This is a genomic window from Fusobacterium ulcerans ATCC 49185 (genome assembly GCF_900683735.1).
Taxonomy (GTDB): domain Bacteria; phylum Fusobacteriota; class Fusobacteriia; order Fusobacteriales; family Fusobacteriaceae; genus Fusobacterium_A; species Fusobacterium_A ulcerans_A.
On the sequence record NZ_LR215979.1, the window covers coordinates 475,460 to 500,957 of the forward strand.

24 protein-coding genes are annotated in these 25,498 nt (G+C 29.6%); 14 read left to right on the plus strand and 10 right to left on the minus strand.

Annotated features, from left to right (window positions below; all coding sequences use genetic code 11):
- The first annotated feature begins 33 nt into the window (after positions 1-33).
- The 10 genes from E0E45_RS02150 to E0E45_RS02195 all read left to right on the plus strand — a co-directional run bounded on the left by E0E45_RS02150 (position 34) and on the right by E0E45_RS02195 (position 13,615).
- Positions 34-3,114 (plus strand): efflux RND transporter permease subunit, encoded by a 3,081-nt coding sequence (locus tag E0E45_RS02150; RefSeq protein WP_130889637.1) that lies wholly within the window; start codon positions 34-36, stop codon positions 3,112-3,114.
- Between the two features lie 17 nt (positions 3,115-3,131).
- Positions 3,132-3,521, plus strand: a complete 390-nt coding sequence (locus E0E45_RS02155) for a PG0541 family transporter-associated protein (RefSeq protein ID WP_130889638.1) — start codon at positions 3,132-3,134, stop codon at positions 3,519-3,521.
- A gap of 202 nt (positions 3,522-3,723) precedes the next feature.
- Entirely contained in the window at positions 3,724-4,779 is a 1,056-nt protein-coding gene (locus E0E45_RS02160) for an efflux RND transporter periplasmic adaptor subunit (RefSeq protein ID WP_130889639.1), read from the plus strand.
- 3 nt (positions 4,780-4,782) lie between these two features.
- A complete protein-coding gene (locus E0E45_RS02165; RefSeq protein ID WP_130889640.1) occupies positions 4,783-7,824 on the plus strand; it encodes an efflux RND transporter permease subunit in 3,042 nt (1,013 codons plus the stop codon).
- 15 nt (positions 7,825-7,839) lie between these two features.
- Positions 7,840-8,700 carry a MerR family transcriptional regulator gene (locus E0E45_RS02170; RefSeq protein ID WP_130889641.1) on the plus strand — a complete coding sequence of 287 codons (861 nt, stop codon included), beginning with the start codon at positions 7,840-7,842 and terminating at the stop codon, positions 8,698-8,700.
- Between the two features lie 96 nt (positions 8,701-8,796).
- Positions 8,797-10,047, plus strand: coding sequence for a WYL domain-containing protein (locus E0E45_RS02175; RefSeq protein ID WP_130889642.1), 1,251 nt, complete (start codon positions 8,797-8,799; stop codon positions 10,045-10,047).
- Positions 10,025-10,936 (plus strand): WYL domain-containing protein, encoded by a 912-nt coding sequence (locus E0E45_RS02180; RefSeq protein WP_172604130.1) that lies wholly within the window; start codon positions 10,025-10,027, stop codon positions 10,934-10,936. Before E0E45_RS02175 ends, E0E45_RS02180 begins: the two co-directional genes overlap by 23 nt.
- An 84-nt stretch (positions 10,937-11,020) precedes the next feature.
- Positions 11,021-12,235: an RtcB family protein gene (locus E0E45_RS02185; protein ID WP_130889644.1), complete on the plus strand. Its 1,215-nt coding sequence runs from the start codon at positions 11,021-11,023 to the stop codon at positions 12,233-12,235.
- 797 nt (positions 12,236-13,032) lie between these two features.
- Positions 13,033-13,344 carry an HU family DNA-binding protein gene (locus E0E45_RS02190; protein WP_130889645.1) on the plus strand — a complete coding sequence of 104 codons (312 nt, stop codon included), beginning with the start codon at positions 13,033-13,035 and terminating at the stop codon, positions 13,342-13,344.
- Positions 13,334-13,615, plus strand: coding sequence for an HU family DNA-binding protein (locus E0E45_RS02195; protein ID WP_130889646.1), 282 nt, complete (start codon positions 13,334-13,336; stop codon positions 13,613-13,615). Before E0E45_RS02190 ends, E0E45_RS02195 begins: the two co-directional genes overlap by 11 nt.
- 114 nt (positions 13,616-13,729) lie before the next feature.
- Here the strand turns inward: E0E45_RS02195 and E0E45_RS02200 are convergent, their stop codons facing one another.
- From E0E45_RS02200 to E0E45_RS02225, 6 genes are read right to left on the minus strand one after another with little or no spacing between them, the layout of a single operon-like run.
- On the minus strand, positions 13,730-14,593 hold the full coding sequence (locus E0E45_RS02200; RefSeq protein ID WP_130889647.1) for a DUF2262 domain-containing protein: 864 nt from the start codon (positions 14,591-14,593) through the stop codon (positions 13,730-13,732).
- Positions 14,594-14,599: 6 nt separating this feature from the next.
- Positions 14,600-15,391: a DUF5713 family protein gene (locus tag E0E45_RS02205; RefSeq protein ID WP_130889648.1), complete on the minus strand. Its 792-nt coding sequence runs from the start codon at positions 15,389-15,391 to the stop codon at positions 14,600-14,602.
- Between the two features lie 19 nt (positions 15,392-15,410).
- Positions 15,411-15,887, minus strand: a complete 477-nt coding sequence (locus tag E0E45_RS02210) for a DUF2004 domain-containing protein (protein ID WP_130889649.1) — start codon at positions 15,885-15,887, stop codon at positions 15,411-15,413.
- Between the two features lie 18 nt (positions 15,888-15,905).
- Positions 15,906-16,988 carry an ankyrin repeat domain-containing protein gene (locus E0E45_RS02215; RefSeq protein WP_130889650.1) on the minus strand — a complete coding sequence of 361 codons (1,083 nt, stop codon included), beginning with the start codon at positions 16,986-16,988 and terminating at the stop codon, positions 15,906-15,908.
- A gap of 16 nt (positions 16,989-17,004) precedes the next feature.
- Positions 17,005-17,508, minus strand: a complete 504-nt coding sequence (locus E0E45_RS02220) for a YfbM family protein (protein WP_130889651.1) — start codon at positions 17,506-17,508, stop codon at positions 17,005-17,007.
- Positions 17,509-17,565: 57 nt separating this feature from the next.
- Positions 17,566-17,817: an Imm17 family immunity protein gene (locus E0E45_RS02225; RefSeq protein WP_130889652.1), complete on the minus strand. Its 252-nt coding sequence runs from the start codon at positions 17,815-17,817 to the stop codon at positions 17,566-17,568.
- 231 nt (positions 17,818-18,048) lie between these two features.
- Between E0E45_RS02225 and E0E45_RS02230 the strand changes: the two genes are divergently transcribed.
- The gene (locus E0E45_RS02230; protein WP_130889653.1) at positions 18,049-19,194 is read left to right on the plus strand and encodes a M20 metallopeptidase family protein; all 1,146 of its coding nucleotides are present in this window, start codon (positions 18,049-18,051) and stop codon (positions 19,192-19,194) included.
- A 95-nt stretch (positions 19,195-19,289) separates the two neighbouring features.
- Here E0E45_RS02230 and E0E45_RS02235 read toward each other — a convergent pair whose 3' ends face one another.
- From E0E45_RS02235 to E0E45_RS02250, 4 genes are all read right to left on the minus strand, one after another.
- Complete coding sequence (locus tag E0E45_RS02235; protein WP_130889654.1) at positions 19,290-20,225, minus strand: flavodoxin family protein; 936 nt, start codon at positions 20,223-20,225, stop codon at positions 19,290-19,292.
- Between the two features lie 39 nt (positions 20,226-20,264).
- The gene (locus E0E45_RS02240) at positions 20,265-21,167 is read right to left on the minus strand and encodes a hypothetical protein (RefSeq protein ID WP_130889655.1); all 903 of its coding nucleotides are present in this window, start codon (positions 21,165-21,167) and stop codon (positions 20,265-20,267) included.
- A gap of 64 nt (positions 21,168-21,231) precedes the next feature.
- A complete protein-coding gene (locus E0E45_RS02245; RefSeq protein ID WP_130889656.1) occupies positions 21,232-21,666 on the minus strand; it encodes a MarR family winged helix-turn-helix transcriptional regulator in 435 nt (144 codons plus the stop codon).
- A 213-nt stretch (positions 21,667-21,879) separates the two neighbouring features.
- Positions 21,880-22,746 carry a DUF4438 domain-containing protein gene (locus tag E0E45_RS02250; protein ID WP_130889657.1) on the minus strand — a complete coding sequence of 289 codons (867 nt, stop codon included), beginning with the start codon at positions 22,744-22,746 and terminating at the stop codon, positions 21,880-21,882.
- Positions 22,747-23,022: 276 nt separating this feature from the next.
- Between E0E45_RS02250 and E0E45_RS02255 the strand changes: the two genes are divergently transcribed.
- The 3 genes from E0E45_RS02255 (at position 23,023) to E0E45_RS02265 (ending at position 25,251) form a co-directional block, all read left to right on the plus strand.
- Positions 23,023-23,442 (plus strand): CGGC domain-containing protein, encoded by a 420-nt coding sequence (locus E0E45_RS02255; RefSeq protein ID WP_130889658.1) that lies wholly within the window; start codon positions 23,023-23,025, stop codon positions 23,440-23,442.
- 148 nt (positions 23,443-23,590) lie between these two features.
- On the plus strand, positions 23,591-23,860 hold the full coding sequence (locus tag E0E45_RS02260; protein ID WP_005952196.1) for an ACT domain-containing protein: 270 nt from the start codon (positions 23,591-23,593) through the stop codon (positions 23,858-23,860).
- Positions 23,861-23,892: 32 nt separating this feature from the next.
- The gene (locus E0E45_RS02265) at positions 23,893-25,251 is read left to right on the plus strand and encodes a PFL family protein (protein WP_130889659.1); all 1,359 of its coding nucleotides are present in this window, start codon (positions 23,893-23,895) and stop codon (positions 25,249-25,251) included.
- Positions 25,252-25,498: the final 247 nt, after the last annotated feature.

Below are 25,498 nucleotides of genomic sequence, written 5' to 3' on the forward strand. Positions count from 1 at the left end.
TTTTAAATCAAAATTAATGAGGTGAATAAATAAATGACTTTAGCAGGTTTATCAATACGTAGACCAGTTGCTACAACAATGATTATGATATCCGTTATGTTCATTGGATTAATGGCAATGTTTTCTATGAAATCAGAGCTTTTACCAAATATGAATATTCCAGTTGTTACAGTAAAAACAACATGGCAGGGAGCAGTAGCAGAAGATGTAGAAACACAGGTTACTAAAAAAATAGAAGAGATACTTCCTAATGTTGAGGGGATAGATAAAATAGAATCAACATCAACTTATGGTGTATCAACTATAGTTGTAAAATTTGATTATGGAATTAATGCAGATGAAAAAGTAACAGAGATACAAAGGGAATTATCAAAGATAGAAAATGATCTTCCTAGTTCTGCTGATACACCAATTGCTAAAAAAGTAGAGGCAGGAACAGGAAATTTAACATTGGTAATAATGATGAGTGCTCCTAATAAAACAGAGCTAAGTAGTTTTGTTGAGGAATATTTGAAACCTAAATTTGAAAGTCTGCCTGGTATAGGGCAAGTAAATGTATTTGGTAATCCAGATAAACAATTGCAAATTCAGATAGACAGTGACAAACTTGCAGCTTATGACCTTTCTCCAATGGAACTTTATGATATGATAAGAGTATCAAGTTTAAATGTACCTTTAGGAACAATAAGTACAGGGTCTAAAGATGTAATTGTTAGATTTATGGGAGAATTAAACTATATAGATACTTTTAAAGATATGATTTTAAATAGCAATGGAAACACTTTAAGACTTAAAGATGTAGCTAATGTTGTACTGACTACAGAAGATCCAGATGATATTTCATATCTATCAGGAAAAGAATCAATAGCAGTAATCGTAGAAAAATCATCAGATGGAAGTACAATAGATTTGAATAAAAAAGCACTTGAAGCACTTGAAAGTCTGGAATCTATAATGCCTCCAGAAACTGTATATAATGTATTGCTTGATACATCTATAGACATTAACCAATCAATATCAAACGTTAGTGGAACAGCAGTACAAGGACTTATTCTTGCAACAATAGTATTGTATTTGTTCTTGAAAAATATGAGAGCAACACTATTGGTATCAGCAGCTCTTCCAGTAGCAGTTATATTTACATTTGCATTCCTTGCATTAAATGGAACATCTTTGAACTTAATATCTCTAATGGGATTATCAATAGGGGTAGGAATGCTGACAGATAACTCCGTTGTTGTTGTGGATAATATATATCGGCACATGACGGAATTGAAATCACCAGTAATGGAAGCATCAGATAATGCAACAACAGAAGTTGCTATGTCAGTTATAGCATCAGCTCTTACAACAATGGTTGTATTTATTCCTATATTGTTTATTCCAGGGATAGCAAGAGAGATATTTAGAGACCTGGCATATTCAATAATATTTTCAAACCTTGCAGCCATAATAGTTTCACTTACATTGATACCAATGCTTGCAAGCAGATTCCTTACAAATAAGGCAGATATTACAAAAGAAGGAAAAATATTTGGAACAGTAAAAAGCAACTATTTAAAACTGATAAACTGGGCAGTAGACCATAGAGGAAAAACAGTTGGAATAACAGTACTTGTCTTTGTAATTTCAATGGTGACTGTACCAAGATTCTTGAAGATGGAATTTATGCCTAAACAAGACCAAGGTAGATATTCAATAGTTGCTGAGTTAGGAAAAGGACTTGATTTGGAAAAATCAAAAGCAATAGCTAAACAGATAGAAGATATAGTTATAAACGAACCTAATACTCAAAGTTACTTTACTATTGTTCAAAAGGACAGTTTTTCCATTAACGTTGATATAGGAAAGAAAGATACAAGAAAAACTTCTGTATTTGATATAATTACTAAATTAAGACCAATTGTTGAAAAAATCCCTGATACAAGAACAAACTTGTCTGAAGATTTTGCAATGGGATCACAGCAGAGAGATGTACAGTTTGATATAGTTGGTTCTAATCTTAATGAAATAAAAGAGGTTGGAGCAAAGGTACTTACAGAAATAAAAAATTATCCAGGAGCAGTTGACGTAAAATCAACATTGGATCCAGGAAATATAGAAGCAAGGGTAGTACTTGACAGAGATAAAATCAAAAGTTATGGAATCAATCCATCTGTAATTGCTCAGACATTGAGTTACTCAGTATTGGGAGGAGACAGAGGAGATACAGTAACTGTTAAGACTGGAGTAGAAGAAATAGATGTTATGGTAAGATTACCTAAAGAAAAAAGAAATGACATCAATGCTTTAAAAAATCTTAACATAAAAATAGATAGTGGAAAATTTATAAAACTATCTGACGTTGCAGAAATAGTAATGGCAGAAGGATCATCAGAGATAAATAAAACAGATAGAATATATAGTGTAACAGTTTCTGCAAATGATGGCGGAGTGGGAATGAAAGCTATTCAAGATAAACTTGTAGAAGCATATGAGAATGCTAATCCACCAAAATCAGTTGATTACAGATGGGGAGGAAACTCAGAAAACCTTAGTGATGCAACAAGTCAGCTGGGATTTGCATTGGGAATTTCAATATTCTTGATATATGCATTACTAGCAGCACAGTTTGAGAACTTTGTACTTCCAGTAATAATCATAGGTTCAATACCACTTGCACTGGTAGGTATAGTATGGGGGCTTTTATTAACTGGACAGCCTGTAGATATCATGGTTATGATAGGAGTTATACTTCTGGCAGGAGTGGTTGTAAACAATGCCATCGTACTGATTGACTTTATCAAGATGACCAGAGAAAGAGGAAGTGAGAGGCAGGAAGCAGTAATAGAATCTTGTAGAACAAGACTTAGACCAATCCTTATGACAACTATGACAACAGTACTTGGAATGCTGCCATTATCATTAGGATTGGGAGAAGGTTCGGAAATATATAGAGGAATGGCTATTACAGTTATGTTTGGACTTACATTCTCAACACTTCTGACATTGGTTGTAATCCCAATTCTATATACATTGATTGAGGATATGAATAATGCTATTTTAAAATTCCTCAAAAAAGTGTATAATAAAATTATGGATCTTTTACCTAAAAAATTAAGTGGAAGAGACTAAGAGGAGGGGGATTTATAATGACAGATGGACATTACAATTACAAAATGATATTCGTAAATATAAACGAATCTCAGAAAGCTAGACTTGAGGATTTTTTTGACGAAATAAAATTTTATTATTATACAGTACAGAAAAAGGTAGAAAGTGTATGGGATGCTAAAGTAAAACATAAGAATACTCTTATTTGGCCAGGAACAGATTGTACTTTTATCCTTACTGTACCAGAAAGAAATCTAGATAAAATGCTGAAGAACTTAAAGACTTTCAGAATGTCACTACCACATGGAATAGTTATGACAGCAGGAGTAATTCCTGTAGACAGAATAATTATAGACTTTCTTAATGAGGACATAGTGCCAGATGAAGAACTTTTAGCAAAATTAAAAGAAAAACATAAAGTAAAGTAACAAAATAGATAACATAGGGATAACTTAAATGTCAGAAAAGGCAGAGAAGTTGTCCCTATTTTTATTTACTAATAAATTGCATTTTTTTCTTTTTTAGTGTATATTTATATGTAAAAGCTATTACCCTAAAGTAGCTTTATAGTTTGAAAAATTAAATTTTGATTTGAAGATAGTGAATTCTAGATAGAAAACAGGGGGAATTATGAAAAAATTATTATTGATTATTTATCTTTTAGCTTTTGCTGCATGTGGAGATAAAACAGCACAGCCAGAAAAGAAAGAAGTAGCAAAATTAGCAAAAACCATAGAACTAAATGAAAAAAATCTTGAATATATAAAAGATTATAATGGGGAATTAAAACCTGTTAATGAAGTGACAATTATCACTCCTACAGGTGGGGATGTAAAAAAGATAAATTTTAAAAATGGGGATAAAGTAAAAAAAGGAGATCTAATACTTGAGCTTACAGATGCTTCAACTGAAGCGAGCTATTATGAGGCAGAGGGAAATCTCTTAAAAGCAAAGTCAAGTTATTCAACGGATAAAATATCTTATGAAAAATATAAAAAACTTTTTGCTAAAGAACTTGTATCTGAAGATGAATATTTAAATTCTAAAAATAAATATGAAACAAGTTTAGGAGGATTAAAAATAGCTGAAGCTAATTTTATAAGAGCAAAAGATAATTTTTCAAGATTGAAGGTTACAGCTAAAATAGATGGAACTATTACAGATTTAGATCTTAAAGAATTTGAAAAAGTTCCTGCTTCTCAAAAAATATTAACAATAGTTGATAATAGCAGTATGGAATTAGTAATAGCAGTTTCAGGTAAAGATACAGAGTTTACTGAAGTTGGAGGAAAAGCAGAAGTTCTGGTAGAAGAATTAGGGGAAAAACTAGAAGGAACTATAACAGAAATAAATCTGAGTTCAGACAGCAATACAAAAAAATATTCTGTGAAACTTAGTGTGAAAAATGAAAACCAAAGACTTTTAAAAGGTTTATATGCAAAAGTAAAATTACAACAGGGATATATAAAAGGTTTATTCGTTCCTAAACAGGCAATAATGATAAAAGATCTTTATTCATATATAGTTATTTCTAGAAATAATACTGCTGTTATTTATAAGGTTACTCCAGATATTACAATAGGAAATGAACAGATGATTGAATTTCCTGATTATCAAGCAGGGGATAAAGTAGTGGTAGAGGGACAGTATCTTCTTAATAATAATGATAAAATAAAGGAGAACTAGGTTATGAAATCAATTTCAGAATTTTCAATAAGAAAACCAGCTACAGCTACAATGTTTATAATATCAATGATTTTCTTTGGTATACTAGGTCTTAAAAAAATGCCAATAGAAATGCTTCCTAATATAAATAAACCTACTGTAAGAATAAGAATAAAATGGGATGGAGCAACTCCATCTGATGTAGATAAAATGATTACAAGAAAGATAGAAGATGTTCTTCCAAATGTAGAGGGAATAGTGGAATATACATCAGAATCTTCTGCTGAACAGTCTCTCATATTTGTAAAATTTAAATATGGGACTGAAGTTGAAACTAAAATAACTCTTATACAAAATGAGATAAATCAGATAAGAAATAAATTTCCAGATGACATGAAGGAACCTTCTATAAGAAAGAGTTCTATGTCAGATGTGCCAGCTATTACATTTTCTATGGCTGGTGGAGATAAAATGGAAATGAGGAGTTATGCTGAAAATAACTTAAAACCTATGCTTGAAAGAATTTCAGGAGTTGCTCAGATACAAGTTTTTGGAGGACAAGAACAGGAAGTATCAGTAGAAGTAGACCCAAATAAGCTGGAAAACTATAATCTTGGAATAATGGATGTATATAATAAAATGAATAAGGCAAGTGTTAATCTTCCAGGAGGAATTTTAAGAGAGGGAGAAAAAGAATACCTTATTAAAATAGAGGCAGAGATAGAAACTGCTGATGAAATAAAAGAAATAGTTCTAAGCAATAAAAATGGACATCTTTTAAAATTAAAAGATATAGCAAAAATACAGGTTGCTCCAAAAGACAGAACATCAATATATAGAAAAAATGGAAAGGACAGTATTGTAGTTATTGTTTCAAAAACAGATGATGGAAACTCTGTTGCAATTGTTAATGAAACTAAAAGGGTTATAGAGAAAAACAGAGGATCTTTGCCTATTAATACTGTACTAAATTATGAATTTGATTCTTCTGTCACAATACTGAATTCAATATCTAATGTTAAATCAAGTGGGATGCAGGGATTAATTTTGGCATCTGTTATACTTTTTGTTTTCTTAAAAAGTATTTCAGCTACATTAATAATAGCTGTGGCTATTCCTATATCTATAATTTTTACTTTCTTCTTGTTGAATATTCAGGGAATAAGTATCAATCTGATATCTCTTATGGGATTATCTCTGGGAATAGGTATGTTGGTAGATAACTCAGTAGTAGTTGTGGATAATATATTCAGACATATGACTGAACTTGGGAAAACGAAATTGCAGGCAGCAAAAGATGGAGCAGAGGAAATGGCACTTCCTGTATTGGCTTCAACCATGACAACTGTTGCTGCATTTTTACCTTTGGTTTTTCAGGAGGGGTTGGCAAAAGAACAATTTAATAACTTATGTTATGCAATATCATATTCATTGCTGGCTTCATTAGTAATATCGCTTACATTTGTTCCAATGATAGCAAGTAAGGTAATGGATAGTAAAAAAGATCTGAATGCTGAAGGAAAAATAATGATAGGCTTTAGAAAAATGTATGTGGCAACATTAAAATGGGCTATAAGACATAGAGGAGCAGTATTAGGGATATTAGCAGTTTTGTTTATAGGATCAATGTTTGCTGCATCAAAAATAGGGGGTAGATATATTCCAACTGTTGATGAGGGAAGATATGCTGTAGTTGCAAAGCTTCCATCAGGAGCAGATGTAAATAAAGCTGATAGAATAGGAAAAGTTCTTGAAGATAAAGCAGCAACACTTTCATTTGTGAGAGATTATACAGTTTCAGGAAACAGTTCAAATGCTATTCTTAATATAAATGCAGGGTTGAAAACTTCAAGAGATGAATCTCTGCAAGAAATAATAAGAGAACTAAGAAAAACTTTTGTGGAATTCCCAGATGTAGAATTGACAATAACTCCAGGATATAAATTTGGAACAAGAGGAATATATGATTTAGAGTTTGAACTTTATTCAGATAATGAATCACAGCTTCAAATAATTTCCCAGGAACTTAAAGAAAAAATAAAAGATATTGATGGTATCTATGATGTAACTTCATCATTTGAAGGTGGAAAACCAGAAGGAAAATTCTATATAGATAGAGAAAAAGCTGAATATTATGGATTAGATGTAAAAAACATAGCAACAATGATACAAACACAGATATTAGGTGGAACTCCTATTAAAATCAACAGTGATAATAGTGAAATAGATGTTACACTTCAATTACAGAAAAAATATAGAGAATCTACAGGTTTGATATTAGATTCAAGAATAACCCTTCCAAATGGTGGGAATATCAGAATATCTGATGTTGCTGAATTTAGAGCTGAAGAGGGACCTTCAAAAATAGAAAAAAAAGATAAAAAAAAGAAAATAGTTATATATGCCAACTTAAAAGATGAACTAGATTTGGAAACTGCCCAAAAGCTTGTTACTGCAACTTTGGAAGATATGGGATATCCAGATGGATTGACTTATGGAACTGGAGGAAAAAGTGCAGATATGGCTGAAATGGGAGCTCAATTGAAATCAACATTTGCCATTGCAGTATTTCTTATTTACTTTATTCTTGTATGGCAGTTTGAGTCATTTATAATGCCTTTTGTAATTATATTATCTATACCACTGTCAACTACAGGAGCATTTTATGCTCTCTATGCAGCAGGACTTAGTATAGATGCCATGGTATCTGTAGGATTTGTAATGTTGGCAGGAATAGTTGTAAATAATGCTATTGTATTAATAGATTTCATTAATATTAGGAGAGCTGCTGGTGATAATATGAATAAAGCTCTTATTACAGCAGGAAAGACAAGACTTAGACCAATTATGATGACTACGCTAACTACTGTACTTGGAATGGTTCCATTGATGTTCAGTAATGGTGAGGGATCAGAAATATATAAAGGAATGTCTTTTGTTGTAGTCTTTGGACTTTCTACAGCTACTCTTTTGACTCTGGTAGTAATACCTGTATTCTATTATCTGATAGATGACTTTATAATTTTAATGAGAAAATTTAGAAAAAAATTATCAAAAAAATTGTAAAAAAGAGGAGAGGACATGGAAGATTACTTAACAATTGGGGAAATATCGAAACTTACAGCAGTTTCTATCTCTACATTACGTTATTATGATAGTGAAGGGATATTTTCTCCTGCTTTAAAAGATGAAAAAAACAACTATAGATACTATACAGGATTCCAAATCCCAGTATTGAAGATAATAGTACATTTGAAAAAATTAGGATTTACAAATGATTCTATAAAAAGCCATCTAAATAATCTTAATTATTCTCACACTTTGGAATTAATAACAAAGATAATAGAAGAAACAAAGGTAGAAATAAAAAGACTTCAAAGAATAGAAAAAGAGTTAGTACAAAATTCTGGACAGATAAAACAGCTGATTGAAATAGAGAAAAAAATAGATACTTTTTTTATAGAAGAGATAGATGAAATAAAAGCTGTATATGCAGAAATTTCTTTAGATATTGATTCTAAGAAAATAATTCAAGCAGCATTTAAAAAATTGGACAGCAGTTTGAATTCTAGTAATTCTTCTGAAGTGACTAAAAAAATAGATGCTCCTTTAAATAATACTGTTTTGCCAATAGGAATATATGCTTTGATAATTCCTAAGGAAAATATTGACAATGGAAGCTTTAAAGAAGAGAAAATTATTTTTATGCAGGATGTAAAAAATATTGAAAAAAGAATGACAATACCTAAAAATAGGTATGCATGTCTTTATTGTAAAAATAAATTTAAAAACAGAAGAGAATATATTGATAAACTTTTAGAATGGATAAAAGAGAACAACTTTGAAATTATAGGAGATGCTATTATACATTTTCTAGCAGGGCCTGGTTTTGTAAAGGATCCTAAAGAATTACTCTATGCAGTAAAAGTACCAATAAAATAAAATGGACAGGGAATTATCTCTGTCTTTTTTGATATAAGAAATAAAATATGATAAAATAAAATTAATATAAAAATCTCTTAATAGAAAGGATAGATTATGGCTGAATTTAATGAATTGATAAAGAAATTTGATAAAATAAGAGATTATATGAGGGAATTTTATATTTATGGATTTAAAAGCAGAGAAGAATTAGCTCTAAAAAGCCTTAGAAGTTATGATGATGATAAAAGACGTATAGAAAGCTATCTAACAGGGTATATGTCATTTAATCAAAGAGAAAATGGAAAAAATATATTTCTTTCAGTAGACAGCAGAAAAATAACTGAAAATCCATTGTATAAAGTATTTAAAACAAAATCTTTTACTAAAAATGATATAACATTACATTTTATAATTTTGGATATTTTATCAAGAAATAAAAAATTTACTTTAAGAGAGATAACAGATAAAATAAATAATGATTATTTTTCAAAATTTAGAGAAAGTAATATTTTAGATACAGCAACCATAAGACTTAAACTTTCAGAATATGTAAAAGAGGGAATATTAAAAAGTGAAAAAAATGGTAAGGAAGTATATTATAATTTTTTTTGTGTAGATATAGATATTTTAAATTATAAAGATACAATATCTTTTTTTAGTGTAGTATCTCCTATTGGAGTTATAGGAAGTTTTATAATGGATAGATTTGAAATCAGAAATATGAAATTTTCTTTTAAACATAACTATATACTTTATGCTATGGAAAGTGAAATATTGTATAAAATATTAGAAGGATTGAATAAAAAATCAAAAATAGAATTAAAATATTTTATGAAAAAAGATAAAAAATATATTATTAAAAAGATAACTCCATTAAAGGTATTTGTAAGTGTACAAACAGGAAGAAGATATATTGTTGGATGTTTAGAATCTGGTTCTGTATTTACATATAGACTTGATAAAATAAAAGATGTAAAAGTTTTAGAAAAAGATGAAAATTTCATTAAATTACAAAATGAAATAGAAAATAAATTACAATATTTATGGGGGGTCTCTTTTAAGAAAAACGAATTAGAAACATTGAAAATGGTGCTATACATTGGAAAGAAAGAAGAATACATAGTAGATAGACTTAGAAATGAAGGAAGACATGGAATAATTAAACAATTAAGTAATGATAAATGGGAGTATAAAATAGAAGTATACGATGCTTTAGAGATGCTCCCATGGATAAGAACTTTTACTGGGAGGATAATTTCTTTAGAGTCAACTAATGAAGATGTATGCAGAAAATTTTATAGGGATTTTGAATCTGTGTATAGATTTTATGATGGAGGAAAAAATGATATTCAACGAAATAAATAATGTATATTATCTAACTGTATCCAGAATCATAAATGAATTATTAAAAAGACCATTAACAGATAGAGAAATGATAAAGATAATTAAAGAAACAGCTTTTTTAGAGAGCTTTATACAAATATATCAATCTATAAAAGAGGAGAGATGGCAGCTCATAACAAAAGATATGGAAACTGTAATAAATAACCCTATAAAACCATACCTTACAGAGCTGGAAAAAAGATGGCTGAAATCTGTTTTTATGGATAGAAAGATTAAACTTTTTTGTGATGAAATTCCAGAATTAGCTGAAATAAAACCTCTTTATCAAGAGAAAGATTTTTATTATTTTGATAGAAAGAAAAATGGAGATAACTATGATGATGAAAAGTATGTAAAAAATTTCAGAAGAATCTTAAAGGGAATAAATGAAAGAAGAAAATTGATAGTAAAATCTTTGAATAGAGGAAAAAGAATAACAGAGATAGAAGTAATTCCAGATAGAATAGAGTATTCATATAAAGATGATAAATTTCGTTTTTTAGGAATAAAAGGTGGAAAAGAAAAAATATTTAACATGTCAAATATATTAGAATGTGAATTAACAGAGGTATATGAAGAAATTGAAAAAGAAATAACACCTATGGAGCAGAGAAAAATAACAGTTGATTTGGTAGATTCCAGAGATGCTTTAGAAAGAGCTATGCTGCATTTTTCAGATTTTAAAAAGATAACGGAAAAAATTGAGGAAAGAAAATATAAGATGGAAATATATTATGAAGCAATTGATGAAACAGAAGTCCTTATAAGAGTACTATCCTTTGGTCCAATGCTGAGAGTTATCTATCCCAAAAGATTTGTTTCACTGATAAAAGAAAGATTGAAAAAACAGAAAAAACTGTGGACTTTTTAGTTCGCAGATTTTTTTTAATGATAATAGAAAAAATATCATGTATGATTAAAGTATGAAATTGCTTGCAAGCTAAAAGGAGAAAATATGAGAACTAAATTTTATGAGATAACTGGAAAATATAATACAGCTAAAGTTTTTACAAATGTGATAGAAAATGAAGCTGTAGAACAGATAAAAATATTATGTAATCAGGAATTTATAACTGGAAGTAAAATACGTATTATGCCTGATGTACATTCTGGAGCAGGATGTACTATTGGAACTACAATGACTATAACTGATAAAGTAATACCTAATTTAGTAGGAGTAGATATAGGCTGTGGAATGGAAACAGTCATGATAGCAGATAAAGAAATTGATTTAGAAAAATTAGATAAACTTATCTATGAAAAAATACCATCAGGTCATAATATAAGAAAGACTCCTCATGAATTAATAAATGAAATTGATTTGAATCAATTGAGATGTACAGGACATGTAAAAATGGATAGAGCTATAAGAAGTATAGGAACTTTAGGTGGTGGAAATCATTTTATTGAAGCTGGAAAAGATGAAGTGGGAAATATCTATATAACTGTTCATTCTGGGAGCAGACATTTAGGGTTGGAAGTTGCTAATTATTATCAAAAGATGGGATATAAAGCTCTTAATAAAGTAAGTGATATAGATATTGATAAAACTATAGAACAATTAAAATGTGAAGGAAGAGAAAAAGAAATAAATAAAATAATCAAAGAAATTAAAAAACAGATAATAACAGATATTCCACCAGCTTTGGCATATGTATCAGAAGAGCTTTTTGATGACTATATATATGATATGAAGCTGATACAAAGATTTGCTGTATTAAATAGAAAAGCCATGATGGATGAAATAATAAAAGGATTGGGAACAGAAGTAATTGAAGAATTTACTACAATTCATAACTATATTGATACTGATATGATGATATTGAGAAAAGGAGCAGTATCAGCTAAGAAAGGAGAAAAGCTTTTAATACCAATAAATATGAGAGATGGCAGCCTTATCTGTATAGGAAAAGGAAATGAAGATTGGAACTATTCAGCTCCACATGGTGCAGGAAGATTGATGAGTCGTACAAAAGCAAAGAAAACTTTTGAATTGAAGAATTTTAAAAAAGAAATGGAAGGAATATATACTACCTCTGTAAATAAAGACACTTTGGATGAATGTCCTATGGCATATAAAGCTATGGAAGATATCATAAAAAATATAGATGATACTGTAGATATTGTAAAAAGAATTATACCAATATATAATTTTAAAGCTGGAGAATAAAAGAGAGAGTACCTGAGGAAGATTATGAATCTTGCTTATAGGCTACTCTCTTTTTTTTGTACCTGAAAATAAATTTAAATTGTATATAAAAAATAAGAAATAATATATTTTTAGAAAAATAAAAGAATTTTAAGATATAAAATATAAAATATACCATACTTTTTTAATAAGAGATAAATATAGTATAAATACAGGACTTTTAACTGATATATTAAAAAATAAAAAACAACAGAAGAGAAGAAAATATATAAAAAAATAGTAGGAACAATTAAAAATTAATCTACAAGGAAAAAATAAAAATATGAAGAGAAAAAGAAAAATAGAGGAATATAAAAAACAAATAAAGTATGATGAAATATGTAAAAAATTGATAATTGAAATATAAAAAAAGAAAAAAATTATACAAGAGGAGAAAAATAAAAAAGTTCTAAAATAGAGAGGTAAAAAATGATCTCTTAAAAAATAAGGGTTCAAGTGGTGTGAAAGTTCGCCTTATTACAATAAAGCGCCCTGTAGAAATCTCTTCAAGAAAATTTTTTTTGAAACTTTTTAGAATTATAGAACTATATAGGAAAATAATACTACTAAAACAGAATATTGTCAATACCAAAAAAAGTCATAAGTTGATATTTTTAAGAAATGTTAAAACGACTTTGCTGAGTTTTGAATGCATAAAAGTTCTCATTATTGTAATAATGCGAACTTTTTTCAATTTTATAAAAGTAGTAATTTTTACAAAATTTTAAAATTGATAAAAAATATCTTATTTTAACAAATGCTAAAAGAAAGGAATAAAAATGACAGAAAAAGAGTTTTTAACCTTATACAAGGAAAGAAGGAATCTAAAAAGCATAAGAGAAGCAAAAGAAAGATTAGATTCTTTCTGGAAAGCTCTTTTTGATGTTTTAGATGTAGAAGACAAAGTAATAATAAAAGACTGGGGAATATTTGAGAAAAGGAGAGTAAAACCTAGAAAAATATTAAACTTAGCCACTAGAGAAATGATGATGACAGAAGAAAAGAAAGTTATTAAATTTAGACCCAGAATGAAAATGATAGATAAAGTAAATGAGCTTAATACTCTCATAGAGGAGGAATATGAACACTAGAGAATTTGTATCATATTACAAGAAATTGAGAAAAGAAAAAGACAAAATAATAGAATATGAAGAAGCAAGAGAGGAGATAGAAGAGATATTTAACCTTATAGCAGAAGTAATAGCTATGGATGAAGAGGTAAAGTTTAAAAATAAGGGAACATTTTCACTTTTAAAAAGAAAAAAGAGAAGAATAGGAAGTCCAACATCAAATGAAATAAGAGAAATAATTCCTAAAAAGACAATAAAATTTGTACAATCAAAAATATTAGAAATAAATTGAGGAAAAAATACTATAAATTTAAAATAGTTCAATTATTAAAGAAGCTGACAAGAAGGAAAACTTCAAATCAGCTTTTTGATTGTATAGTTTAAAAGCATGGAAAATTTTTAAATTTTATCCAGCCAAGCTTTGATTTGTGATATTCCCTTCTTTATCTATTTCCACTATTATACAGTGTCCTGCAAAGTAATCTGGACAGCAGCAGAAAAATATTTCTAAAGAGATTTCATTGTCTTCAATATTCATAGTAATACTTTCAACATATAAACTGTCAGTAAAATCTTTTTCAGAGATTGGAAAAAATACTTTTTCTCCATCTTCCATTATATAGCATTCCTGCTCTTCATCCTCTGCTTCTTCAGCACTGGAAGCCCATTCTTCAGCTAATTCAAGTATTCCATCATCTATAAGCACTTTTTCTATTATTTGTGAATTATCTTCAATCCATTTTAATTTGTTCTTTATCTGTGGAAGAAAAGAATCGATTTTAAAATCATCTTCAGTGTCAATGTATAGATCAGCAAGGTCATTTTTCCAGATGCTGAATAAAGTTTCAGCAGTAAATACATCTGATTTTTTAAAATCTATAGCTTTAAGATCATTCTCGGTTTTTTTACCTTCATATATATTTAATTTTTTATTTAATACTCTTAAAAGCATTATTGTCCATCTGTCATTAGGATCTAATTCCAAAGATTGTTTTGTATATTTTTGAGCTTTTTCAAATTCTTCAAGAGAATAATAAGCAAATCCTATTCTGTAATGCCATAGAGGGTCAGTTATTCCATCTTTTTCAATAGAGAACAATACTTTCAATGCACTATCAAATTTTCCTTCTCCACTGAAGGCTCTAGCCATATAACTATTAATTTCATAATCTCTATCTTCAGGTGGGATAGATTTAATTTTTTTTATTATTTTACTATATTCAGCTTTTTCTAATAGATTTTCAAATTCATCTTTCAATCTTTTTTCCATTGTTTATTACCATTCCCTTTCTCCTATAGCTTCCTCTACATCTATAGCTATTCCAAACCATTCAAGAATATAGTCAACAGCAGCTCCTATACTTTCTCTTGCTACAGTTTCTATTTCACTTTCATTATCTTCAAATTCTTCTTCTAAATCATTGATAGCAATGGTCATAATATCAAACTTTTCTTGTATCTCTTCATAAGTATGAGTTCCATTTTCTAAGAAAGCTATAACTTTTTTAATTTCATCTGCTATTTTATCTACCAAAAAATCTGGATAATAATCATCCCTATACATATCATCTAATAATTTGAAATTACTGTCAAATTTTTTAACAGCAAAATAGACAGTAGCTCCATCATAGCTGTATTCATATTCTTCTTCTAATAGCTCCTCTTCATCATGAGAAAAGATAGTTCCATCAGGATAAAAAATATCTCCATTGCCACTGACATCAAAAAAACCAACTTTATACTTTTCTGAAAGTTCTCTTACTAAATCGTAAGCTTCATCTGCTAAAGACCAAGCAAAACCTGCATAGATAACATCCTTTCCAATACTGTAATCAGTAAGATATGAGTCATCTTCAATTTCATCATCTTCAAGAGCAAAAGGTCCATTCATTTGAGGGAAAGTTTTTATCATTTCCATAAACCATGCTCTAAGAGCTGGAGAAGTTACTTCTGGATTTTCATAATCATGATCCTCTTCCCATTCAGTTTGCATTTCATACCATTGTAAAAATTCAGCTTGTGTTTTAGGAGCTTTAGAAAATTCAAATACCATTAAATCATAACTCATAATTTCCTCCTTAAAATTTTTAACTTTCCCAAGCAATATTTAATATATTGCCATTAATATCAGTTTGCAGGGTAAGTATTTCATCACTTACCTCATCATCTAGTACAAAATCCCATATAGCATATCCTTCATATTCTGGATAAAGTCCAATTCTCCTAAGCCTTAATAGAGATAGTGCCTGTTCTTCTTTATTTAAAAATTGTTCTGCATTTTTTAAGAGAGCATCAATATATTCCTCATCTATTTCTTCTAAATGAAAAGTTATCCATTCCTTTGTTAATCCCTCTTCAATAAAATCGTTGTTTATATATTGTAAAATATCTTTTTTTATTCTCTCTAATTGAACTACATACTTTTCATATTCAGGAATCCAATCTGTAGAACCAATAACCTCTTCACAATTTAAATCCAATTCTACTTCTTTGCCATCTAAAATGATAGTAGTTTCTGCATAATCATTTTGAGGATCAAATTCATTAAAATATGTTATTTTCATTTATACCTCCAGTTATTCTTAATTATCGTATTCTCCATCTATTATATCAATTATATATTTTTCAGTATTGCTGATAAATTCCTTCCATGTGCATACTTTTGCAAATATTTCATGTTCAGAATCTATATAGCAGATGGCTTTTTCTGATGGAGACCAAACTATAAATATCTCATAATTTTCTACTTCTTCTACCAAAGAAAGAAGTTTTTTTCTTTTCCACTTCATCTCTTGTAAGTCCATAAATTTATAGAAACGTATATATTTTGGATAGTATTCTTTTTCAGAAAAATTAATTTTTTCAGGTTCCTTTTTTAGATATTCCAGCATATCAGCAGGAAGTTTATAATCTTTAAGCATTCTTAATTTTTCCTGTTCATTATGCCATTCAGCAGGCTCCAGAGATTTTAAATATTCCATTAATTTAAGATTTTTATTTTTAGATGCAAGAGAATATGGACGGTCGCCATATTTATCAGTAATAGTGATATCACTTCCTTGCTTTATCAGATATTCAGCAATTTCTGTGTGGTCGCTTCTGACAGCTTCAATAATAGGAGTAGAAGCATATGGAAATACCATATCAGGCTCATGATAATTTAAATCAGCTCCCATTTCTGCCCACATCTTTGTCTCTTTCATATTGCCATCAGAAGCTGCTGATCTTAAAGCACGACCACCATATTTTTTTACAGTTATTCCATATTTTTCAAATATTGATATATTTTCAAATTTTTTTCCATAAGATATTCTAATAAAGATATCAGGATATTTTTTTTCTGGCAGGAAGTCAAGAGCATCATGATTCAACAAAAGTGATACAATCTTATCATTACAATGCTGAGCAGCCTGTTCTATGATGGTAAAGTTCCCTACATCTAGAGAAGCACCATTTTCCAACAGCCATCTTAAAGGAGCAGAATTATTTGTAATTACAGCTATTTCTAAAGGAGTAACATTAGAATATTTTCCTAGACTTATTTTTTCATTTATGTTCCAGCCTCTTTCATACAATTCCTGCATTTTTTTTAGATTCTTGTCATATATGGCAGCAGCAGGCTCTGGAATAGTTTCAAAGTTTCCAATATTTCCTATACTATACATTTTTCCCCCCTACTTATTAATAGATACTTACTATAATATTCATATTTTTCTTATTGCATTTTTTATAGAAATCCAGCATACTTTCAAAGCAAAAGATAAGTTCATCATGAATATCATTTTCATCTTCTTTTTCCCAAATATTAGGATATATTTTAGCATTTTTGAAGTCATCCATATTATATTTGTCTAATAACTCATTAATAGCAATATTTTCCATTGCACCTATTATAACTGCCAATTCTTCAGATTTGATATAAGCTAGAAAATCATCCCCATTTTCATCAAATATGCCTGTTCCTACAACTGCCTCACTTAATTTATTACTTTCTATTGGTTCAGAAGCTGATCTTCCAGTTAAAAGGAAATGAAGACCATCCCACATTTTATCAATATCACAGATATCACACTGTTCATTTTCAGATAATTCTTCTATTTTATCAATTATCTCTTCATTATTCATTTTTAACATACCATTGAATATTTTATTATCAACAGCCATATATTGTGCAAGCATTCCCATTTTATTCCTCCTGTTTTATATTAAATAATTTGTTTGTTGTGATTTTTTATTTATATTTTAAAAACCTCTTTTATCCATCATTATAAGAAAGGTACTGCAAATGATAATAATAACTCCAGATATTCCAATAGTTATTCTGTAGCCTTTTTCTCCAAATGTTCTATAGATAAACCTCATAAATAATTTAGCGCCAGCAGGATCAGTTATCCATTTCCAATTAAAGATTGCTCCAAATAGGAATATAAATCTAGCTAAGGGAATAAGATAAACACCATATAGTTTCATAAAATTTTTTCCAGCTTCTTCCATATTTTCCTCCAAGATAAGTTTTTCTTATAGTATAATTTTACCATATTGATAAATATTTAGCTATTACTCTGTGGTAGAATTAATGGAAATATTTGATTACAGAATGTCAAAGAAAGGTTGCAAATGGAAAAATATAAAAGTTCTTTTTCATATTTTTATTATATTTTTTCTGCTTTTATGTTAATATGTATTCAGATACTTAAAAACTGTATAACTAAAGGGGGATATATAATGGAACTTAATTTAGATTTTTTATTAGAAGATATTGTAAAGAATAGAAGAGCATTACACCAGATGCCAGAAACAGCTTTAGAAGAGTTTAAGACAAAAGAGTATCTAAAGAATTATTTGATCTCTATAGGACTTGAGCCAAAAGATATAGTAGAAACAGGACTATATGTGTATATTGAAGGAAAGGATAAAGATAATTGTATAGCTTTCCGTAGTGATATAGATGCTTTAAATATTGAAGAAGAAACAGGAATAGACTTTGTATCTAAAAATAGTGGAAAAATGCATGCTTGTGGACATGATGGACATATGTCTACTCTTTTAGCTTTTGCAAAATATTTAACAACTATACAGCCACTTGAAAAAAGTGTATTATTGATATTTCAGCCTGCTGAAGAAGCACCTGGAAGAGCCAAAGATATAGTAGAAACAGGAATTTTCAAAAAATACAATGTAAAAGCTATCTATGGAATGCACCTGTTCCCAGAGCTTCCAGAAGGAGTAGTTGCTTGTAAAGAGGGACCATTCTTTGCACAGGCTACTGTAATCAGTGTAGGAATAACAGGAAAAAGCGGACATGGAGCTATGCCTCATAAGGCTGTAGATCCCCTTATTGCTTTTACTAAAGTAATAGATGCTTATCAGACAATAATTTCAAGAAACTTTTCTCCATTTGATCCAGGAGTTATTACAATAGGTAAATTCTCTGGAGGAAGTGCTCAGAATATAATTCCTGAAAAAGTTGAGTTCTGGGGAACAGCAAGAACATTTGCACAGTCTGATTCTGAATTTATAATCAAGAGGATGAAAGAGATACATAGAGGAATAGAGCTTACTTACAATGTAAAAATAGATGAAGATCTTGTGATTCTTTATCCACCAGTAATAAATGACAAAGAACTTTATAAAAAATTTACAGAAACTATGAAGGATATGAATTATAGAGAGCAGGATGCTTTGACAATATCAGAGGATTTTGCTTACTATCAGCAGGAAGTACCAGGAATATTTTTCCTATTGGGAACTAGAAATGAGGAGAAAGGATACATTCATCCACTTCACAACTGTCATTTCAATTTTGATGAAAAAGTATTATTAAAAGGTGTAGAGGCTTTTGCTAAAATATTAGAAAGTCATAATAAATAATAAAAAATGATATTGTAAAAAGAACCTAAATTATATTCTGTAATTTAGGTTCTTTTTGATATTTAAATATTTAGTATAATGAAAATACTTTAAAATTATTTTATAGGAAGAGATGGCTGAATAAATTCTCTGTATTTATTTAGACGTTCTCTATATGCTTCTGTTTTTTTAGTTTCTATCAATGCCTCTTCATTATTTTTAATATCATTCATATGAATAAATTTACCAGGCATAGTATTATGTGCATGCTCTAATTGTTCATGAGGAAATTCAAATTTTACTTTCCCATCTTTTGTTTTTATTTCCCCAACTATTCCACATAGGCAGCATATAGCTTTAGTAGAATCATCATTTAGATAGAAGTTTCTGCTGTGACAGTGAGGACATATTCCTTTATCTCCCAGGTATTGAGCATTTTCCATATCAACAGCAGCTTTAGCTAAATTAATTCCTATTTGATGTATTTTAGCTACTTTTTCATCTTCCATGATTACATTTTTTGACCATGAAAAAACTTCATTATTTATAGTTTTCCACATAGGAGTTAAAGAAAGCATTTCAAAATCACACTGTATTCTTGTAGTCCAGTCAGATCCTCCAAGACCTATATATGAAATAACTTTTTCTTTAAAAACTCTTTGATCAGGAACTTTTCCATTAGTTTGCTTTGCTATCTCAGTAGCAGCCAGATTATTTCCTCTATCCATTCTAGGTCCAAAACGATCTGTCAGTGAACGGAAAATTGCAGCAGCTCCTTTTTCGAAAATAGGGACAGAAAAGATAATTCCATCTGCATCCATCATTTTATCCCTCAGCCATTCAAAATCATCTTTTAATATACATTGACCGCCTTTACCACTCATTAGACTTTTGACACAAGCTATACATCCAGTACAATATTTTATATCAAGATCAAGAAGTCTGATAAATTCAATTTCAGCTCCCATTTCTTTAGCACCCATTAAAGCTTCCTTACACATAGAGTCATTATTTCCATTTCTAGTTCCTGCTGATATTCCTAATATTTTCATTTGTTCCTCCTTAAATTACTATTATTTCTACTTTTTTAATTAATTTGTAAAATGATACTCAGTTCCATCTCTCAAAAAATCTCTTTCTGCATGCTCTTCTAAAAATATACTTACAATATCTTTATATGGTTTTAGATAAGGAAATTGTTGATTTTTTTCAGCCCATTTTGGCTTTTCAGTATCTGGCATATTATCTACCCAGTTTTTCTTCCAAGTATTTGAATCTCTATACCAGAATTCTACTACTCTTATAAAAGGGGAAGTTTTAGGGGAAATAGCCTTATATGAAAAGCATCTCAGAAGATCATCCTGTTTGATTATAGAAGGGATAAAAGAATTAATAAACCATTCTTCTCCATCTTTTTCTGAAACATTGTCAGGATATTTGATAGCTGCTACAAATCTAAAAAATGGTCCATCAGCACTTGTGAGCCCATATCCTTTGAAGTCGTTGTCTATTCTTCTGTTTACAAAAATAAAGGCAGCAGGGTGAGCATTTTTATTTTCCTGTTCTTCCCAGTCAGCTCTCTTTTCAGAATTTACAGGGTTTCCTATCATTTCATTGTATCCCTCTACCCATACTTCACTCATAGCTGTTCCTTGATTTAATTCATCTTCCATAGAAAAAGGATCTTCTCTCCAATAGTGTTCAGTCATTCTCCAATTATATGCACCATAAAGATCAGCTCCTTCAGGCAAAGGAAGAGCTCTATAGGTAGAATACCCAGCCAAGATAGGTCCATTGATATTTACTGTGTCAGAGGCATGATCTTTAAACAGCCATCTGTTAGCCTTAGGCAGATCATTGAGGTCAGTTAGATTGAGAATAAGATAGCTTCTTTTTAATTGCTGTTCACCTGCTGGAGTTTTTCCCATAGCTGAAATTGTAAAAATAAACAGAAATATCAGAAGTATAAATTTTAAAGATTTGATTTGTTTCATTATAAATCCTCCCATTAATTTTATGTGTTTAACCACATATTTGAACAAAAAATTTAGAATATCTCTACTCCAAATTTTTTATTATTTTATCTAATACTTTTGAAAATATAATTTTCTCCTCATCTGTAACATTAGCAAAAACTTTATACAGATTTTCTTTTACAGTGAGAACAACATTGTTCTGTATTTTTTTCCCTTCTTCAGTTAGATATATGAGATTGATTCTTTTATCATCTGTATCAGGTATTTTTTTTACAATATTTTTCTTAATAAGATTTTCTATAAGTCTTGATACACAAGTATGATCTTTTCCAACTAGTTTTGATATTTGACTTTGAGTAAGTCCATCTTCATGGAGAAGAAAATTGATAACTCCCCACTGTTCAGGAGTAATAGGGAACTTATCTTCTTTTAATTTTTTACTGAAATTTCCAGTTGTAAGACGAGAGGCAAGTTCCAGCTTAAATCCCAATGATTTTTGTAAATTATAGTCTTCCATATATCCTCCTTTTGAAAAATATGTGTTTAACCACATAAAATTAATATAACATCTTTTTAAGATTTATGCAACAAGTTTTTTGTAAAAAAAGATGGACGAGTTTTTGTCATCCATCTTAAATATTTTAAATTTATTTATAACTTTTAGATATATTAAATTTAATTGTAATTTATATATCTCTGAATTTGTTTGTAATTTCTGGATATTTTAAATTTATTTTGTAATTCCTAGGTAATATGCTATATTGGCATTTTTATCTTTTCTTCCTTTGATTTTTGAAACAGGGCAACTCATAATAGCAGTAACTCCAGGTCCGTGCCCAGCTTTTATACAGTCACTGTGAACAATTACCCCAATAGTAACTGACCCTTTTAGATAATCTCTTCCAAAGCAGTTGTTGCAGTCTTGGAGAAGAACTATATCTCCAAATCTTAATTCATTGATACCATATTTTTCATTTGCTTCCTTATCTCCAGTCATGATATCATAATCTCCAGAAAAAGCAGTAGCACTTCCTACTCCTGACCCCATTAAGTATGGAGGAATTTCAGTAACTACAGGAACTTCCAGACATCCATCTTCTGTTATTTTTATTTCCATTTTTTCTAAAAGAGTAGGATCAATATTCATACAAACAACATCATCAAATCCCACTATTTTCAGTCCTTGTCCAAAAGCTTTTACAAGTATTTTATCATCAATATTTAATTTTTCTAAAGTTTCTTCATCAAAATATACAAGAGTATGTTCAATTCCACCATGCCCCCCAGTAACAAAACCAGTAGCTCCCTTAGCATCTCCTGACATTATTTTTGCTGTATTTCCAATACATCCAAGGACCATAAGAGCATTATTTTCATTAACATTATCATTTTTGACACTTACTCCTGGTTCAACATGATCTCCTACCCATGTCATACATGAATCTCCAACTTTTACATTGTAAGAAATACCACCAGTAGCTGGTAAAATCATAGGATCTCCATCTCTGGAAATTCTGTAAGGAGAAGCTATAGTAGGGCTGTGTACTTTTCCTCCTACTGATTGCATAACTAAAAATTCTTTGTTTGTTTTAATCATTTCTTTCCTCCTGAATATTTTAATGATTACTGATTATTGATATTTTAATATATTTTTCAATTTTAGTAAAGAAAAACAGGATAATTTGAACTCATTTTTCAAATTATCCTGTCTTCACAAATCTATATTATAAAACATCTTGGGGAAAGATTTTATAATACTAATATACCAATACATTGTGACAGTTGTGTTACAATTAGATTGAAAAAATTGACAAAAAAGTTTTTCTAGACTACTATTATTTTAACAAAGAAATTAAATGTATGAGGAGGGAAAATGGAAAAAACTAAGCTGATAGTGATAATACAATGTGAAATAGCAAAAAGAAGATGCAGTGGTTTTTATTGTATGGATTCTTTTTATAAGAGAAACAGGGCATTCAGTATTTATTCTAAAGAAGAAAATATACAGTATATGATGTTTGAATGTGGAGGATGTTGCGGTAAAGAGATATCGAGTCTATTGGGTCACCTGTCCAGAAAGCTGAAGGAAGAAGATATTATAAAAAAAGAGGAAACAGTTATTCATTTAGCTTCTTGTATGGTTACAGACAATCATCATTATGACAGATGTCCTCATATAGATTATATAAAAAATATAATTAAAAAACAGGGATATAGAAATGTAATTGAAGGAACTCTTTTAGCTAAAGTTTCTGAAAAAAAACGTGAACTTGGAATATATAAAAAATATTAATAATTTAATTTAAAAAAGAATGTAAATAAATAAAACTTTCTTTTGTGATTGTAAAAAGATGTATTTTTTGGTATAATTATAAAATCTTTTAGGATTATTTTAGGTTATTAAAAAATTTATATAAATAAAAAAATTCAGGAGGTAAGAAATGAAATGTATTATTACTGTCTTAGGGACAGACAAAGTTGGAATCATAGCTAAAGTGTGTACTTATTTATCAGATGCCAATGTAAACATTCTTGACATTTCACAAACAATAGTTGATGGTTATTTTAATATGATGATGATAGTGGATATCACTGCTCCATCAAAACCTATGGAAGTTATAGGGGAAGAACTTAGACAGATTGGAAAAGTATTGGGAGTTATAATATCAATGCAGCATGAAGATATCTTTAACTGTATGCACCGTATTTAATCAACCAGCTTGAAATTTAGAGGAGGAGTGTCATGATTTCCAGAGTAGAGATACAGGAAACAAATAGAATGATAGCGGAAGCTAATCTTGATGTCCGTACTATCACTATGGGTATCAGTCTTATAGACTGTGCTGATCCAGATGTTAATAAATTTAATGAAAATATATATAAAAAAATAACTTCATATGCAAAAGACCTAGTAAAAGTTGGAGATGAAATTGCTAAACAATTTGGAGTGCCAGTAGTAAACAAAAGAATATCAGTTACACCTATTGCTATTGCAGCAGCAGGATGTAAAACTGATTCATATGTAAGTATTGCTAAAACTCTTGATAGAGCTGCTCAAGAGTGTGGAGTAAACTTTATAGGGGGATTTTCTGCTCTTGTACAAAAAGGATGCACACCTTCAGACAGAATATTAATAGACTCTATCCCAGAAGCTCTGGCTGTTACAGAGAGAGTATGTTCATCTATAAATATAGGAACTTCAAGAAATGGTTTAAATATGAATGCTGTTAAAAAAATGGGAGAAATAATATTAGAAACTGCTGAGCTTACAAAAGACAGAGATAGCATAGGATGTGCTAAACTTGTTGTTTTCTGTAATGCAGTGGAAGATAATCCATTTATGGCAGGGGCATTTCATGGAGTGGGAGAAGCTGACTGTGTTATTAATGTAGGAGTAAGCGGACCTGGAGTTGTAAAAAGAGCATTGATGGAAGTAAGAGATGCTGACTTTGAAACACTTTGTGAAGTAGTAAAGAAAACTGCATTTAAAATAACAAGAGTCGGGCAGATAGTTGCTCAGGAAGCTTCAAGAAGATTGAATGTTCCTTTTGGAATAATTGACCTTTCATTAGCTCCTACACCAGCTGTTGGAGATAGTATTGCAGAAATATTCCAAGAGATGGGACTTGAGCATGCAGGAGCTCCAGGAACTACAGCAGCACTTGCTATATTAAATGATAATGTAAAAAAAGGTGGAGTAATGGCTTCTTCATATGTTGGAGGATTAAGTGGAGCTTTCATCCCTGTAAGTGAAGACCATGCAATGATAGAAGCTGCAAAAGCTGGAGCTTTGACTCTTGAAAAATTAGAAGCCATGACTTGTGTATGTTCTGTTGGATTAGATATGGTGGCTATTCCTGGAAGTACTACAGCAGCAACTATTTCTGGTATCATAGCCGATGAAGCAGCTATTGGTATGATAAATAACAAAACTACTGCTGCCAGACTTATTCCAGTAATAGGAAAAGAAGTAGGAGATATGGTAGAATTTGGTGGACTGTTGGGGTATGCTCCTATAATGGCTGTAAATAAATTTAGCTGTGAAAACTTCATCAAAAGAGGAGGAAGAATTCCTGCTCCTATCCACAGCTTTAAAAACTAACTGAATTTTAATAAAAAATAGATGATACTATAATTATAAAGAAGAGAATGTCATTAGAAAGGTTTCTTAAGGATTATAACAGTTCCACTGTTGTATCTCAGTAATTATAGCAGCTAAAATTGTAGCTTGCTTAATTACTGGAAAATTTATTCTAACTTTTTAGTCATTCTCTTTTTTTATTCAAAATATCTAATTTCTTTATGAATAAATACTTTTATTTCTAAAAAAAGTAGTGTAAAATGAAAAG